Source organism: Agromyces sp. NPDC055520, assembly GCF_053619715.1.
In genome coordinates this window covers 12,299-25,328 of the sequence record NZ_JBSHJY010000020.1, presented here as the reverse complement: position 1 = coordinate 25,328, position 13,030 = coordinate 12,299, and the positions used below count along the sequence as shown (strand labels likewise).

General features: G+C 69.9%; 17 protein-coding genes and 1 pseudogene. 6 read left to right on the top strand and 12 right to left on the bottom strand.

Annotation, left to right across the window (positions count from 1 at the left end; all coding sequences use genetic code 11):
• Positions 1 to 45: 45 nt before the first annotated feature.
• From ACWGST_RS10080 to ACWGST_RS10045, 8 genes are all read right to left on the bottom strand, one after another.
• On the bottom strand, positions 46 to 1,719 hold the full coding sequence (locus tag ACWGST_RS10080) for an ABC-F family ATP-binding cassette domain-containing protein (RefSeq protein WP_452046521.1): 1,674 nt from the start codon (positions 1,717 to 1,719) through the stop codon (positions 46 to 48).
• A gap of 49 nt (positions 1,720 to 1,768) precedes the next feature.
• The gene (locus ACWGST_RS10075; protein ID WP_452046520.1) at positions 1,769 to 2,557 is read right to left on the bottom strand and encodes a GNAT family N-acetyltransferase; all 789 of its coding nucleotides are present in this window, start codon (positions 2,555 to 2,557) and stop codon (positions 1,769 to 1,771) included.
• Between the two features lie 92 nt (positions 2,558 to 2,649).
• On the bottom strand, positions 2,650 to 3,228 hold the full coding sequence (locus ACWGST_RS10070; protein ID WP_452046519.1) for a GNAT family N-acetyltransferase: 579 nt from the start codon (positions 3,226 to 3,228) through the stop codon (positions 2,650 to 2,652).
• A gap of 46 nt (positions 3,229 to 3,274) precedes the next feature.
• The gene (locus ACWGST_RS10065) at positions 3,275 to 4,135 is read right to left on the bottom strand and encodes an Fpg/Nei family DNA glycosylase (RefSeq protein WP_452046518.1); all 861 of its coding nucleotides are present in this window, start codon (positions 4,133 to 4,135) and stop codon (positions 3,275 to 3,277) included.
• Positions 4,136 to 4,203: 68 nt separating this feature from the next.
• Positions 4,204 to 5,664, bottom strand: coding sequence for a hypothetical protein (locus ACWGST_RS10060; protein WP_452046517.1), 1,461 nt, complete (start codon positions 5,662 to 5,664; stop codon positions 4,204 to 4,206).
• An 83-nt stretch (positions 5,665 to 5,747) separates the two neighbouring features.
• The gene (locus tag ACWGST_RS10055) at positions 5,748 to 6,323 is read right to left on the bottom strand and encodes an RNA polymerase sigma factor (protein WP_452046516.1); all 576 of its coding nucleotides are present in this window, start codon (positions 6,321 to 6,323) and stop codon (positions 5,748 to 5,750) included.
• Between the two features lie 233 nt (positions 6,324 to 6,556).
• Positions 6,557 to 7,021 (bottom strand): hypothetical protein, encoded by a 465-nt coding sequence (locus tag ACWGST_RS10050; protein WP_452046515.1) that lies wholly within the window; start codon positions 7,019 to 7,021, stop codon positions 6,557 to 6,559.
• Between the two features lie 51 nt (positions 7,022 to 7,072).
• A complete protein-coding gene (locus ACWGST_RS10045) occupies positions 7,073 to 7,918 on the bottom strand; it encodes a DNA-formamidopyrimidine glycosylase family protein (RefSeq protein ID WP_452046514.1) in 846 nt (281 codons plus the stop codon).
• A 75-nt stretch (positions 7,919 to 7,993) separates the two neighbouring features.
• Between ACWGST_RS10045 and ACWGST_RS10040 the strand changes: the two genes are divergently transcribed.
• The 5 genes from ACWGST_RS10040 to ACWGST_RS10020 all read left to right on the top strand — a co-directional run bounded on the left by ACWGST_RS10040 (position 7,994) and on the right by ACWGST_RS10020 (position 10,391).
• Positions 7,994 to 8,218 (top strand): hypothetical protein, encoded by a 225-nt coding sequence (locus ACWGST_RS10040; protein WP_452046513.1) that lies wholly within the window; start codon positions 7,994 to 7,996, stop codon positions 8,216 to 8,218.
• A 55-nt stretch (positions 8,219 to 8,273) separates the two neighbouring features.
• The gene (locus ACWGST_RS10035; protein WP_452046512.1) at positions 8,274 to 8,996 is read left to right on the top strand and encodes a hypothetical protein; all 723 of its coding nucleotides are present in this window, start codon (positions 8,274 to 8,276) and stop codon (positions 8,994 to 8,996) included.
• Between the two features lie 80 nt (positions 8,997 to 9,076).
• Positions 9,077 to 9,421, top strand: coding sequence for a LysR family transcriptional regulator (locus ACWGST_RS10030; protein WP_452046511.1), 345 nt, complete (start codon positions 9,077 to 9,079; stop codon positions 9,419 to 9,421).
• Positions 9,422 to 9,454: 33 nt separating this feature from the next.
• A complete protein-coding gene (locus tag ACWGST_RS10025; RefSeq protein WP_452046510.1) occupies positions 9,455 to 9,892 on the top strand; it encodes a VOC family protein in 438 nt (145 codons plus the stop codon).
• Between the two features lie 49 nt (positions 9,893 to 9,941).
• Positions 9,942 to 10,391 (top strand): hypothetical protein, encoded by a 450-nt coding sequence (locus tag ACWGST_RS10020; protein ID WP_452046509.1) that lies wholly within the window; start codon positions 9,942 to 9,944, stop codon positions 10,389 to 10,391.
• On the opposite strand, the gene ACWGST_RS10015 is transcribed toward ACWGST_RS10020, so the two are convergent.
• Positions 10,375 to 10,740 (bottom strand): zinc ribbon domain-containing protein YjdM, encoded by a 366-nt coding sequence (locus ACWGST_RS10015; protein WP_452046508.1) that lies wholly within the window; start codon positions 10,738 to 10,740, stop codon positions 10,375 to 10,377. The two genes, ACWGST_RS10020 and ACWGST_RS10015, sit on opposite strands and share 17 nt — an antisense overlap.
• 137 nt (positions 10,741 to 10,877) lie before the next feature.
• Positions 10,878 to 11,078: pseudogene (locus tag ACWGST_RS10010) on the bottom strand (helix-turn-helix domain-containing protein); the annotation flags it as partial.
• Positions 11,079 to 11,105: 27 nt separating this feature from the next.
• Between ACWGST_RS10010 and ACWGST_RS10005 the strand changes: the two are divergent.
• Positions 11,106 to 11,666 (top strand): tetratricopeptide repeat protein, encoded by a 561-nt coding sequence (locus tag ACWGST_RS10005; protein ID WP_452046551.1) that lies wholly within the window; start codon positions 11,106 to 11,108, stop codon positions 11,664 to 11,666.
• On the opposite strand, the gene ychF is transcribed toward ACWGST_RS10005, so the two are convergent.
• Together ychF and ACWGST_RS09995 are read right to left on the bottom strand one after the other, a co-directional pair.
• Positions 11,656 to 12,729 carry a redox-regulated ATPase YchF gene (gene ychF / locus ACWGST_RS10000; protein WP_452046507.1) on the bottom strand — a complete coding sequence of 358 codons (1,074 nt, stop codon included), beginning with the start codon at positions 12,727 to 12,729 and terminating at the stop codon, positions 11,656 to 11,658. The two genes, ACWGST_RS10005 and ychF, sit on opposite strands and share 11 nt — an antisense overlap.
• 17 nt (positions 12,730 to 12,746) lie before the next feature.
• On the bottom strand, positions 12,747 to 12,890 hold the full coding sequence (locus tag ACWGST_RS09995; RefSeq protein ID WP_452046506.1) for a hypothetical protein: 144 nt from the start codon (positions 12,888 to 12,890) through the stop codon (positions 12,747 to 12,749).
• Positions 12,891 to 13,030 lie beyond the last annotated feature (140 nt).

The window sequence follows — 13,030 nt, the reverse complement described above, 5'->3', positions numbered from 1 at the left end:
CTCCAGCTTTTCACACGGGCGCGGTCGACGCAGAGGCGCCGGTGCTCAGTCGTCGACGACCTGCCCGGCCTCGACGTGCCAGCGCCGGTCGAGTCGCACGTTCTCGAGCATGCGCCGATCGTGGGTGACGAGCAGCAGGGCGCCCTCGTATGCCTCGAGGGCCTCTTCGAGCTGCTCGATCGCGGCGAGGTCGAGGTGGTTCGTCGGCTCGTCGAGCACGAGCACGTTGACCCCGCGCGCCTGCAGCAGTGCGAGCCCGGCGCGAGTGCGCTCACCGGGCGAGAGCGCGTCGACCGGGCGCAGCACGTGGTCGGCCCGCAGCCCGAACTTCGCGAGCAGGGTGCGCACCTCGCCCGCCGTGTACTCGGGCACGAGCGCCTCGAACGCGTCGGCCAGGGGCGTTTCGCCGGTGAGCTGCGTGCGTGCCTGGTCGATCTCGCCGATGGCGACGGATGCCCCGAGGCTCGCCGTGCCCGCGTCGGCCGGCCGCCGCCCGAGCAGCAGCGAGAGCAGCGTCGACTTGCCGGCGCCGTTCGGGCCGGTGATGCCGATGCGCTCCCCCGCGTCGACCTGCAGCGACACCGGGCCGAGCGTGAAGTCGCCCTGTTGCACGACAGCCGCGTTGAGCGTCGAGACGACCGAGCTCGAGCGCGGCGCCCGGCCGATCGTGAACTCGAGCTGCCACTCCTTGCGCGGCTCTTCGACCTCGTCGAGCCGCGCGATGCGGCTCTCCATCTGCCGCACCTTCTGCGCCTGCTTCTCGCTCGACTCGGTCGCGGCCTTGCGCCGGATCTTGTCGTTGTCGGGCGACTTCTTCATGGCGTTGCGCACGCCCTGGCTCGACCACTCGCGCTGCACGCGCGCCCGCGAGACGAGGTCGGCCTTCTTCGTCGCGAACTCCTCGTACTCGTCGCGCGCCTGACGCCGGGCGGTCGCACGCTCTTCGAGGTAGGCGTCGTAGCCGCCGCCGTAGATGCGGTTCGAGTGCTGGGCGAGGTCGAGTTCGAGCACACGGGTGACCGAGCGGGCGAGGAACTCGCGATCATGGCTGACGAGCACGACGCCCCCGCGGAGGCCCCGCACGAACGCCTCGAGCCGTTCGAGCCCGTCGAGGTCGAGGTCGTTCGTCGGCTCGTCGAGCAGCACGAGGTCGAAGCGCGAGCAGAGCAGCGCCGCGAGACCGACGCGGGCGGCCTGACCTCCGGAAAGCGAGGACATGAGCGAGTCGGCCGAGAGGTGTGCGTCGCCGCCGATGCTGAGCCCGAGTTCGGCGAGCACTGCGGGCAGCCGCTCGTCGAGATCGGCGGCACCCGAGGCGAGCCAGCGATCGAGCGCCACTGAGTACTCGTCGGCCGGGTCGGGTGCACCGGGCGCAGGGGCATCCGTCGACCCCAGTGCCAGCGCGGCGGCATCGAGCCGAGCGGATGCCTCGGCCGCACCGGTGCGGCGCGCGACGTAGGCCGCGATGGTCTCGCCCTCGAGCCGCTCGTGCTCTTGCGGCAACCAGCCGACGAACGCATCGGCCGGCGAGAGGTGCACGGTGCCGGCCTGCGGTTCGAGTTCGCCCGCGAGGATGCGGAGCAGCGTCGATTTGCCCGCGCCGTTGACGCCGACGATGCCGACGACGTCGCCGGGGGCGACCGTGAGGTCGAGGCCGTCGAAGAGTGTGCGGTGGGCGTATCCACCGGCGAGGCCCTGGGCCACGAGTGTTGCAGTCACCGGTCAACCCTAGTCAGCGGGCGCTGTGAGTTCAGCGGGTGCTGTGCGCTCAGCGCCGCCAGCGGTAGGGCGTCGTCGTCGAGACCCTGATGAGCCCCGACCGTTCGAGGATCGGCCGCGAGTACTCCGTCGAGTCGGAATTGATGAGCCGCTTGCCCGAGGCGATCGCCGACCTCGCACGCGCCGCGGTCAACGCCCGGTAGACACCGCGGCCGCGCCATTCCGCACGGGTCGCGCCGCCCCAGATGCCCGCGAACTCGGTGCCGGGCACCGGGTCGAGCCGGCCGGCGCTGACGACGCGACCCTCGGCCTCGGCGACCCAGAGCTCCAGGCCGTCGCCACGGACGAGGCGTGCGAGCACGGCATCGGCCGTCGCCTCGGAGTGCGAGTCGCCGAACACCTCGCCCTGCATGCGGCACATGGCGCGCACCTCGGGTTCCGCTGTGATGCGTCGCACCGTCACGCCGTCGGGAAGCGGCACCTCGGCGACGAGGGCGCTCGCTTCGCCGATCATGATCGATTCGACGTCGTCGGCCTCGAAGCCGTTGGCGAGCAGGGTGCCGTGCAGTCCCGGCGCGGCGTCGTGGCCGCGGGTCTTCCACTCCACTCGCGTGACCTCGGGATCGGCCGCGAAGTGGGCGAGTGCACCGACCACCAGGCCCGCGATCTCGGTCGCGGTCGCGCCGCCGAGGTCGCGGTAGGTCACGAATCCGCGGCCGCCGGCGAACGTGACGAGGCGCAGCGGGCCGAGCCGCTCGACCGCGATCGCGCCCGGCGTCTCGGCATCGGTGCGAAGTTGGTCGTCGTAGGCGCGCAGCAACTCGTCAGCGAGAATCATGGCCCCCATACTGGGGGCGCGACCTGCCGATCTGCAACATTTCGAGGAATGCTCGCGCGAATCCGGCTCGCTCGACGAATGAACGGCACCGATCAGCGAGCCGCTCGCCACTCCTCGGCGAGCATCGCGTAGGTGTACCCGTCGATCCAGCCGAGCTCCGCGTGCCAGGAGTCGCGCACGCCGTGCTGCTCGCGCCGCATGCCGAGCTTCTCCATGATTCGCCACGATGCCGTGTTGTCGGCGAAGCATCCGCCCGTCACCCGGTGCACGCCGAGCTCGCCGAATGCGAGATCGAGCAGCGCGCGGGCGATCTCGGTGGCGTAGCCGTTGCCCGCGTGAGCGGGATCGAGGATGTATCCGATGCCCGCCTCCGCCTGACGCCACGGCCCGTCGTCGACGTGCGACTGCCCCATCGCGTCGGTGATCCAGAGCGAGCCCGTGCCGACGACCTCGTCGCCGAGCACCGCGACGACGGAGTGGTCGTTCGGGTCGGCGACACCGTCGAGCCAGGTCTTTCGGAACGCCTCGGGGGCGACCTGCGTGCGTATCAGCCATCGGGTCACCTCGGGGCGGTTGCGCCATTCGAGAATCCGGTCGAGGTCGGCATCCGTCGGCTGGCGCAGTTCGAGAGGCCCTGCCGGGCGCGGCCACTGCACATCGGGCGTCGTCATGAGGCCTGTCTAGCAGGCGCGCGCGTCGACGCGCGAATCGGCGGAATCACTTCACGAGGCGCGACAGCACACGATCGGCGAGCGGCTTGCCGCCGGTCTGGCACGTCGGGCAGTACTGGAACGTGGAGTCGGCGAAGATCACCTGCCGGATCGTGTCGCCGCACACCGGGCACGACTCGCCGGTGCGGCCGTGCACCTGCAGGGTGCGGCGCTTGGCGTCTTTCAATTCGGCCGGCGGGCGACCGGATGCCGCGGCCACCGCCTCGGCGAGGGTGTCGCGCATCGCGTGGTACAACCGCTCGACCTGTTCGGGTGAGAGCTTCGCGGCGAGCGCGTAGGGCGACATCTTCGCCGCGTGCAGGATCTCGTCGGAGTAGGCGTTGCCGATGCCCGCGAACACCGATTGGTCTCGCAGCACGCCCTTGATCTGCGTGCGCCGACCCTCGAGCACGGCGGCGAAATCGGCGAGGGTGAAACCCGGCGCCGTCGGATCCGGCCCGAGCCTCGTGATGCCCGGCACCTCGGCAGGGTCGCGCACGACGTACACCGCGAGCGACTTCTTGGTGCCCGCCTCGGTGAGGTCGAAGCCCGAGCCGTCATCGAGCCGCACCCGCAGGGCGAGCGGCGACCTGCCGGGTTTGACGGGCGTCTTCGGCACCTCGTCGTACCACCGCAGCCACCCGGCGCGGGCGAGGTGGAACACGAGGTGCAGCCCGCCGCCGTCGAGGTCGACGAACTTGCCGTGACGTCGCACGCGTTCGATGCGTTGCCCCTCGAGTGCCGACAACGGCGGGTCGAAGGTCTTCAGCGCCGAGATCGCCGCGACCCGCAGCGAGGCGAAGGCGTGCCCGACCGCCCGCTCGTCGAGGAACGCGGCGAGCGCCTGCACTTCGGGAAGCTCGGGCACACAGACATCCTGCACCCCACCGCCGTCAGTCGCACCTGTGCGACGCTCATCCGTCGCTCACTGCGAGCTCACTCCGTCGCGAAGTCGAGCATGGTGTCGGCGACGGCGATGACCGACCAGGTGCCGCCATTCGCGTCGGTGAACTCGTACGCCGGAACGACGACGACGCTGCCGTCAGGCTGCCATTGGGTCGAGAGACCCAGGCGAGCGCTGACGATCTTCACGTCGTTGACCGGCCACGACACGGCGCTGCCCTTCGTCGGGGTCGCCGGCGGCTCGGTGGGCGGCACCCACTCCTCGACCATCGCGTCGGCGCGAACATCGGCCGCAGCGAACGGCATCGCCGTCATCTGCGCACCGAAGCGCGGGTCGGAGAGGCGCTCGAAGCCCTCCTGCTCGCTCACGACGTCGTACTGGCCGAGCGTCACGAGGTCGGCCAGAGTGCCGTAGGCGTTGACGATGCCCTCGTTCGTGAGCTCGACCGACCACGACTGATCGATGCGCTGACCGTCGACGACCGGCCAGGCCTGCGCGGTGCGCGTCACGGCGCCCTCCCACGTCTCCGAGGCGTACTCGAAGGCATCGGCGTCACGCCCGGCGGCCGTGATGATCGACCGCATCGCGTCGATCGCCGCCCCCTCGCTGGGAATGTCGGCGGTCGGCGTCTCGCACATCGGCACGCCCGGCATGATCGTGGGGCCGTCCGTCGTCGCGTCGGGAACTGCGGGCACCGGCTCGACCGTCGCCGTGCACATCCACGGGTTGATTCGCGAATCGGAGTACGAGAATCCGAGCGTGCCGTCGAGCCCGACGTAGAGCGTGGCGCCCGTGCCGTCTTGCGGGCCGACGGTCCAGCCGCCGTTCTGCAGCACGGGGGCCCCCTCGACGCCGAGGGCCCCGGCGAGCGCGGCGACGGTCTCGGTGTTCGATGCGGCCCGGGCGTCGTAGGCGTACGCCGGCGCGCGACTCTCTGCGGTGGCGAGCCCCGATGCACTGAAGCTGTTGCGGCCGAACCCGTAGGGGTACATCAGGCTCGACGTGCCCGGCGCAGCCATCTTGCCGTCGGCGGCGAACGCCTGCGAGCCCTCCAGCGCGCCGTTCATCGCGCCGTTCTGGGCACCGTTCTGGGCCTGGCCGTTCAGCGGGGAACCGGCCTGCAGCGTGATCGGCGACGCAGCGCCGCTCGCGAGATCTGCGCCTCCGGTGACCGATCCCAGGCCGAATCCGACGCCGCCGACGACCGCGAGCGATGCGGCGACCGCGGCGATCGGCACCCAGCGCGGGCGGCGCCGAGCGCGCTCGACGGTGAGGTCGGCTACCTCGGCCGTCGCTTCCGAGGTGTTCGACGGGTCGGGGGTCGGTGTGTTCGCGTTCGACGCGTTCACGTTCGACGCGCTCGATGTGTCCGCGTTCGATGCTGTGGTCTGCGCGAGCACGTCATCGGTGAATCCCGCGCGGGCCTCGACGCCGGCCGCGGGGTCGGCGGCGCGCAGTCGTGCGATCGGATCGCGGTCGTTGTCGTCGTTCATGTCGAACACCCTTCGTGCGTGCGGTTCACTCAGGGATATGTGCCGAGCGGGTCGAATCTTGCAGCAGCGCTCACGCGCAGACGCTAGAACGACATCCGCTCGCCCCAGGCCTCACGCAGGCGCTTGCGGGCCCGGGAGAGTGCGGCGTCGGCTCCGGAGCGGGAGATGCCGAGCACTTCCGCGAGTTCCCCACCGCCCAGCCCCTCCCACGCATGCAGGAGCAGGATGCGCCGGTCGCGCTCGCCGACGCTCTCGAGCGCTCCGCGCAACTCGGCGTCGAAGAGCATGCTGAGCTCGGGATCGTGCTCGATGCGCACGCTGCCGCTCTCGGGCACCTCTTCGACGGGCAGGTCGACGTGCTTCCGGCGGCTGTTGGCGAGCGTGAAACCCGCCGTGCGGTAGAGCCACGGCAGCACCGCTTCGCGCGGTACATCGGCTCGGCGACGCCACGCCGTCACGAAGACGTCTGCTGCGAGGTCCTCCGCGTCCTGGCGGGGCCCTCGTCGGGCGAAGTAGCGAACGAGGGCGGTCGAGTGCTCGCGCACGACCTCGGTGAACCAGGCCGCGTCGGCGGCGGTCACCGCTTCGTCGGCGGTCACCGCCTCGCCTGCAGCAGGCTCGTTCGAATCGGGCTCGTCGGACCCTGCGGGCGCGGGCATCGCCACCTCCTCGGCTGCATCGACGGGTGCTGTGGCGTTGGCGATCCTCACACCGGGTATATGTCGCGTCAGCCGCGAGTCTTGCACGACTCGCACGCGAATGCGCGCCACGCTCGCCGCCCGCGCCGCTCGCGCCGCACTCCCGCGACGGTTTGCGCCGTGGAGGACACGCCGCAGATGTCCTCCACGGCGCAAACCGTCGTCGGAAGCATGATCGCGATCGTGCGCGCGACTCAGCCGGCCGCGCCGACGACCTCGATCACGACGGGCCCGGCCTCCTGCGGGCCGCCGCACTCCTCCGTTCCGCCGACGCGTCGCCACTCGAGTGTCGCGGTCGTGGTGCCCAGCGGCGCATCGCCCGCCCCGAAGGCCTCGAGGGTCACCTCCGACGGCGCTGCAGAGAGGAGGTCCGCCTGCCACCTGCCGTCGTCGACCTTGTCGGCCGAGGCGATCGGCTCAACGGACGACGCCGATCCCGACGCCGACCCCGAACCCGATGCCGGCGTCGACACCGCGATGCGCACGACGTCGGCTGACGCCGCCCCCTCGACGACGATCTCGATCGTGCTCGGGTAGCCGATCGCCGCGCACGCCAGCGGCGGCACCCCGGCGACGCACCCGGCGCCCCCGACGGCGATGGCGAGGCCCAACACGACGACGCCCACGCCCGCGCCCGGGCCCCCACCGAAGATCCTCACACCCGGCATGTGTCGCGTCGGCCGTGAATCTTGCGCACCGCGAGCGAACTGCTATTCCGCCGCCCGCAGCGGCAGGTGCTGCCCACCCGTCTGGCACGTCGGGCAGTACTGCGCCGTCGTGCTCGCGAACGAGAAGTCGAGCACGGTGTCGCCGCAGACCGGGCAGGCCTCACCGGCACGGCCGTGCACGCGCATCGACGCGATCTTCGCCGCCTTCAGCCGATCGATCGGCACGCCGCGCTGGTGCTCGATCGCGCCCCTGATCGTGCCGATCGTGGCATCGAAGAGCCGGTCGAGCTCGGCCTCGGTCAGGGCGGCGGCGTGCACGACGGGCGAGATCTTCGCGAGGTGCAGGATCTCGTCGGAGTACGCGTTGCCGATGCCGGCGAGCGACTCCTGCTCTTGCAGCACCGCTTTGACCTGCTTGCGACGGCCGGCGACGACCCGGTCGAAGTCGGCGCGCACGAACCCCGGGTCGGCGGGGTCGGACCCGAGCTTCGCAATGGCCGGCACGTCGCTCGCCGAGTCGACGACCCAGCATCCGAGCGACACCCAGCCACCGGCATCCGTCAACTCGACGACCGTGCCGTCATCGAAACTGAAGGCGACCAGCGTCGGCGGCGCCTCGGCGACCGAGGCATCCGCCTCGTCGCTGGCATAGCGCGCCCAGCCGTGGCGGCCGAGCGAGACGATGAGGTGCGCGTCGCCGACGGCGAGGTCGACATGCTTGCCATGACGGGATGCCGCGCGCACCCGCTCACCCTGCAGCGACGACGGCGGCCGCGCTCGGGTCTTGGACGCACGGAACTCCACGACGTCGACGCCGGTGATCTCGCGGCCCGTCAATCGGGTGCCGAGATCTTCGACGAGCGCCTCCACCTCGGGCGACTCGGGCATGCCGCCAGCTTCGCACACCGGCCCGTGGTGCGGTACCCGTGAACGGATGTCGGCGGGTGCTGAGACACTCTCACTATGACGACGATCGAACTGCGAGAGACCCGGCACCTCGCCGTGGGCGACACGCTCGTCAACGTCTCCGGCACCCACTACGAGATCACGAAGCTCGCGCGCGTCGGCCGCGGCATCCGCGTGCACTACATCGACCACGACGGCACCGCCGGCCGCTTCACCGCCGCACCCGAGGCCATCAGCCGCGTGCTCGGGGGGCCCAACTCTGCGACGCAGCACGTCGCCTGATCCCACTCGGAATTCGCGGGCGCGTTGCGCGGCCGCAGCGCCGTATGATCTCGTCGTGGAATCCATCGCCGCCCGCGCCGCCCTGAACCTCGACCCGGTGCTCATGTTGACCCCCGAGAGCATCGAGGCGGCGTATCGCACCGCCGCCTGGGCGCGGCACCCATCGCGCTACCCCGATGCCGAGGGCCGTGCAGCGGCGGAAACGTGGGCGACGACGTTGGGGCAGGCGCGCGCGACCCTGCTCGCCGAGAGTGCCGCCGCCGGCACCGCGTTCTCGGTGCACCCCGCTCCGCGACCAGGTCTCTCCACGGGCTGTATCGTCGGCATCGCCGCGGGTGCGTCGGTTCTCGTGATCGGCCTGATCGTCGGGCTCGCCTTCGGGGTCACGGCGCTCACCGAGCGCGTCACCGAGCTCGCCGAGCAGCCGTTCGACGACGGCTCGAACGCGGAGCCGATCGAGCACTACTCGGCCGAAGAGACGGCCTTCACGTTTCCCGCCGCACTCGAGTACTACCCCGACGGCCGCTACGCCGACCAGTGCTCGTACGAGTTCGAGCAGGGCTGCTGGATGGCCGCCGTCATCCCCGAGGCTCAGTGCGACACCCTGATCGTCACGGTGAGCTTCGCGACCACCCTCGATCAGCAGACCTCCGATTACGACCAGACGCTCCGCTTCTTCGACGTCGCCGCCAGCGAGACGACGCCCGTCGTCTATGGCAACGACGACTACGCGTCCTCCTGGATCCAGGACGTCACGTGCAACGAGACGACCACGTAGTCGCAGCCGCACCTTCATGCATCGACTCGCGTAGCCTGAGGAGCGCGCCGAGATTCGTGCGTGCCGACGAAGGGCTCCCCGTGAACATCACCCTGCTTCGACGTTTCGTCGTGGTCGCCGAGGAGTTGCATTTTCCACGCGCGGCGGACGCCCTCGGCATCCCGTTGGCTTCGCTCTACTCATCGATCGAGAAGCTCGAGGCGGAGGTCGGCCATCCGCTGTTCACCCGGACCGGCGAAACCCGGCTCACCAAGGTGGGCGCACTCTTGCTTGACGAGGCCAGGGCGGAGATCGCCGCGGCGCCGGCCCCGACCGAGAAACCGGTGGCGAAGGCCGGCGGCAAGGCGAAGGCCTCGAAGGGCAAGGGCCGCGCGCCCATCGTGAAGGGGCAGCCGAAGCCGTACAAGAAGCGTCAGAGTCGCTGACCGCGCGCGACGTGCTCTCGGTAGGGTGACCCCATGACCGTGAGGATGGACAACGTCGGCATCGTCGTCGAAGATCTCGCCGCGACGATCGAGTTCTTCCGTGAACTCGGGCTCGAGCTCGAAGGGCAGACCGTCGTCGAGGGCGACTGGGCCGGACGCGTCACCGGGCTCGGCGATCAGCGCGTCGAGATCGCGATGATGCGCACGCCCGACGGCCACAGCCGGATCGAGCTCTCGCGCTTCATCGAGCCGCGCGTCGTCGCCGATCATCGAGACGCCCCGGTCAACGCGCTCGGCTACCTGCGCGTCATGTTCGCCGTCGACGACCTCGATGAGACGCTCGACCGACTTCGCGAGCATGGCGCCGAGCTCGTCAGCACCGAAGTGGTGCGGTACGAAGACGTGTACCGGCTCTGCTACGTGCGCGGGCCGGAGGGCATCCTCATCGGACTCGCCGAGGAGCTCGGCTGAGCCGCCGAAGCGTCACCTCACGGCGGGAGAACGCGCGTACCGTGTACATATGACCCGCGAGCCTCGACCCGGTGCGTCGGATCTGATCGTCTACATCGATCACTCCGACATCCATGAGGGTCGCCTCGAAGAACTCAAAGCAGGCATTCGTCAGCTCGTCGACGTCATCGAGGTGCGCGAGCCCCGCCTCATCGCGTACGGCTTCCATCTCGACGAAGAAGCCCGCCGCATGACGGTCACCGCCGTTCACCCCGACAGCGAGTCACTCGAACTGCACTTGGAGATCGGCAGGCAGGAGTTCCGAAAGTTGGGAGAGCTGATCACGCTCACGGCGATCGAAGTCTACGGATCGATCAGCGACCGGGCCGGCGAGATGCTGGAACAGAAGTCGGCGATGCTCGGAGGCGGCAGCCTGACGGTGACCGAGCGGTTCGAAGGCTTCGCCAGGACGAAGGTCCGGCCGGCCGGACCGGCCGAACCGGTCAGACGACCTTCTTGACGACGCTCGACTTCAGCTGCATCTGGCCGAAGCCGGGCACCTTCGCATCGATGTCGTGATCTCCGACGCCATCGGTGATCAGTCGGATCCCGGTGACCTTCGTGCCGACCTTGACGACCCCGCCGCCGGCGCCCTTGACCTTGAGGTCTTTGGCGATGGTGACGGTGTCACCGTCAGCGAGCACGTTTCCGACGGAGTCCTTCACGACACGATCGGCCGCGGCGTCACCGTCGGCGGTCTCGTCGGCGGTCGACCACTCGTGGCCGCACATCGGGCACACGAGCAGCGCGCCCATCTCATAGGCGTGTTCGCTGCCGCACTCGGGGCACAACGGGATCTGCTCAGACATAGAACCTGAACCTTACCCGAACGGCTCGCCGCTCGCTCAGGCACGCTCGATCGCGAACCAGAGTTCGCACGTCGCCGTGCTGGAGTCCGGCGCCCGGTGGATCATCGCGACGATCGAGGGTGGGCTCGGTACCGCTGATTGCGACGGATGTCTCCGTGACTGACGCCGTGCACGGCTCGGAACGCTCGCCCGAAGGCCTCCACCGAGCCGTAGCCGTACCGCACGGCGATCGTGAGCAGGTCCTCGTCTCCGACGAGGTCGGCCGCGGCGACGGTCATGCGTCGGCGCCGCACGTCGTCGGACACCGGCATGCCGGCGAGCGACGAGAACATGCGACGCGTGCCCCGCCCGACTTCTCAGGTTCGATGGTGTCGGGTGCCGACGGGTCGCGTCGTGGCAGAGTTGGTGCCATGACACTCGGAGTTGACCAGTGGGAAGCCGCCGTCGCCGATCTCTGGGAGCGCTTCGACTCATTCGGTCGAGATGACGGCGTGGCTGCGATGCGCGAGTTGGCCACGGCATGCCCGGCCACCGACGGCAGGGCGGCGTTCGAGCTTGCCGGCATGTACGACTCCATGGGATTCGAGGCTGAAGCCGGTGCCGAGTACGAGCGCGCTCTCGAACTCGGCCTCGACGCAGCCAGGCATGCACAACTCGCCGTCCAGTACGGATCGACGCTGCGCAATCTCGGCCGCCTCGACGAGGCGATCGCCGTCCTGCAAGCCGCGCCGACGCATGATTCGACGGGCTCCGCACCGCGCATCGTATTGGCCCTGGCTCTTCATAGCGCCGGACGCAAGGATGAAGCACTCCGGGTCGCGATCGAAGCGCAGATAGCAACGTTGCCCCGCTACCAGCGTTCGATGCGCAACTACGCCGCCGCCCTCACCGAGTCGAGGGCTTCCGACGATTCCGCTAGACGTTGAACCGGAACTCCACCACGTCGCCGTCCTGCATGACGTAATCCTTGCCCTCCATACGGGCCTTGCCCTTCGCGCGGGCTTCGGCGACCGAGCCGGTCTCGACGAGGTCTGCGAACGAGATGACCTCGGCCTTGATGAAGCCGCGCTCGAAGTCGGTGTGGATCACGCCGGCCGCCTGCGGCGCCTTTGCACCCTTCGGGATCGTCCAGGCGCGCGACTCCTTGGGGCCCGCCGTGAGGTAGGTCTGCAGGCCGAGCGTGTCGAAGCCGATGCGGGCGAGCTGGTCGAGCCCCGATTCATCCTGACCCGTCGAGGCGAGCAGTTCGGCGGCGTCGGCGGGGTCGAGGTCGATGAGCTCGGACTCGATCTTCGCGTCGAGGAACACGGCCTCGGCGGGCGCGACGAGCGCCGCAAGCTCGGCCTTCTTCGCGTCGTCGGTCAGCACGGCCTCGTCGACGTTGAAGACGTAGATGAAGGGCTTGGCCGTCAGCAGGCCGAGCTCTTTGATGGGCGCCAGGTCGACGGATGCTGCCGAGAGGGGCGTGCCCTTCTGCAGCTCCTCTTGCGCGGCCTTCGCCGCCTCAAGCACCGACGGGTCGAGCTTCTTGCCCTTGATCTCCTTCTCGTAGCGCGGGATGGCGCGCTCGAGGGTCTCGAGGTCGGCGAGGATCAGCTCGGTGTTGATGGTCTCCATGTCGGACTTCGGGTCGACCGTGCCCTCGACGTGCACGACGTCGGCGTCTTCGAAGCCGCGCACGACCTGCGCGATCGCGTCGGCCTCGCGGATGTTCGCGAGGAACTTGTTGCCGAGCCCCTCGCCCTCGGAGGCGCCGCGCACGATGCCGGCGATGTCGACGAACGAGACCGCGGCGGGCAGCAGCCGCTCGGAGCCGAAGATGCCGGCGAGGGTCTCGAGCCGCGGGTCGGGCAGGTTCACCACGCCGATGTTCGGTTCGATCGTCGCGAACGGGTAGTTGGCCGCGAGCACCTGGTTCTTGGTCAGCGCGTTGAACAGGGTCGACTTGCCGACATTCGGGAGACCGACGATTCCGATGGTGAGTGCCACGGAGGTCTATCGTACCGTCACGTGAGCCGCGGCATCCGCTCGCCCGTCGATCGCCCGCGACGGGCGACCCGAAGCGTCAGGTAGACGCCGACGAGCACGAGCGCCCCGCCCGCCATCGCGACGGGTTCGAGCGATTGGCCGAGCGCCACCGCGATGAGCACCGTGAAGACCGGCAGCAGGTTCAGGAAGATCCCGGCGCGGGGGGGGGGGCGGGCCGGCGCCCCCGCGGGGGGGGGGGGGGGCGGGGGACCCGGGGACAAAAGCCCAAACAAGTAGAGAGCGCCGCGAGAACCCCCCGCGG

Excerpts from the sequence above, each read along its gene's own strand:
- ACWGST_RS10025 (WP_452046510.1), top strand. The coding sequence starts at position 9,455 with ATGACCGTGAGGATGGACAACGTCGGCATCGTCGTCGAAGATCTCGCC.
- ACWGST_RS10040 (WP_452046513.1), top strand. The coding sequence starts at position 7,994 with ATGACGACGATCGAACTGCGAGAGACCCGGCACCTCGCCGTGGGCGAC.
- ACWGST_RS10045 (WP_452046514.1), bottom strand. The coding sequence starts at position 7,918 with ATGCCCGAGTCGCCCGAGGTGGAGGCGCTCGTCGAAGATCTCGGCACC.
- ACWGST_RS10005 (WP_452046551.1), top strand. The coding sequence starts at position 11,106 with ATGGTGTCGGGTGCCGACGGGTCGCGTCGTGGCAGAGTTGGTGCCATG.
- ACWGST_RS10055 (WP_452046516.1), bottom strand. The coding sequence starts at position 6,323 with ATGCCCGCGCCCGCAGGGTCCGACGAGCCCGATTCGAACGAGCCTGCT.
- ACWGST_RS10075 (WP_452046520.1), bottom strand. The coding sequence starts at position 2,557 with ATGATTCTCGCTGACGAGTTGCTGCGCGCCTACGACGACCAACTTCGC.
- ACWGST_RS10015 (WP_452046508.1), bottom strand. The coding sequence starts at position 10,740 with ATGTCTGAGCAGATCCCGTTGTGCCCCGAGTGCGGCAGCGAACACGCC.
- ACWGST_RS10020 (WP_452046509.1), top strand. The coding sequence starts at position 9,942 with ATGACCCGCGAGCCTCGACCCGGTGCGTCGGATCTGATCGTCTACATC.
- ACWGST_RS10060 (WP_452046517.1), bottom strand. The coding sequence starts at position 5,664 with ATGAACGACGACAACGACCGCGATCCGATCGCACGACTGCGCGCCGCC.
- ACWGST_RS10070 (WP_452046519.1), bottom strand. The coding sequence starts at position 3,228 with ATGACGACGCCCGATGTGCAGTGGCCGCGCCCGGCAGGGCCTCTCGAA.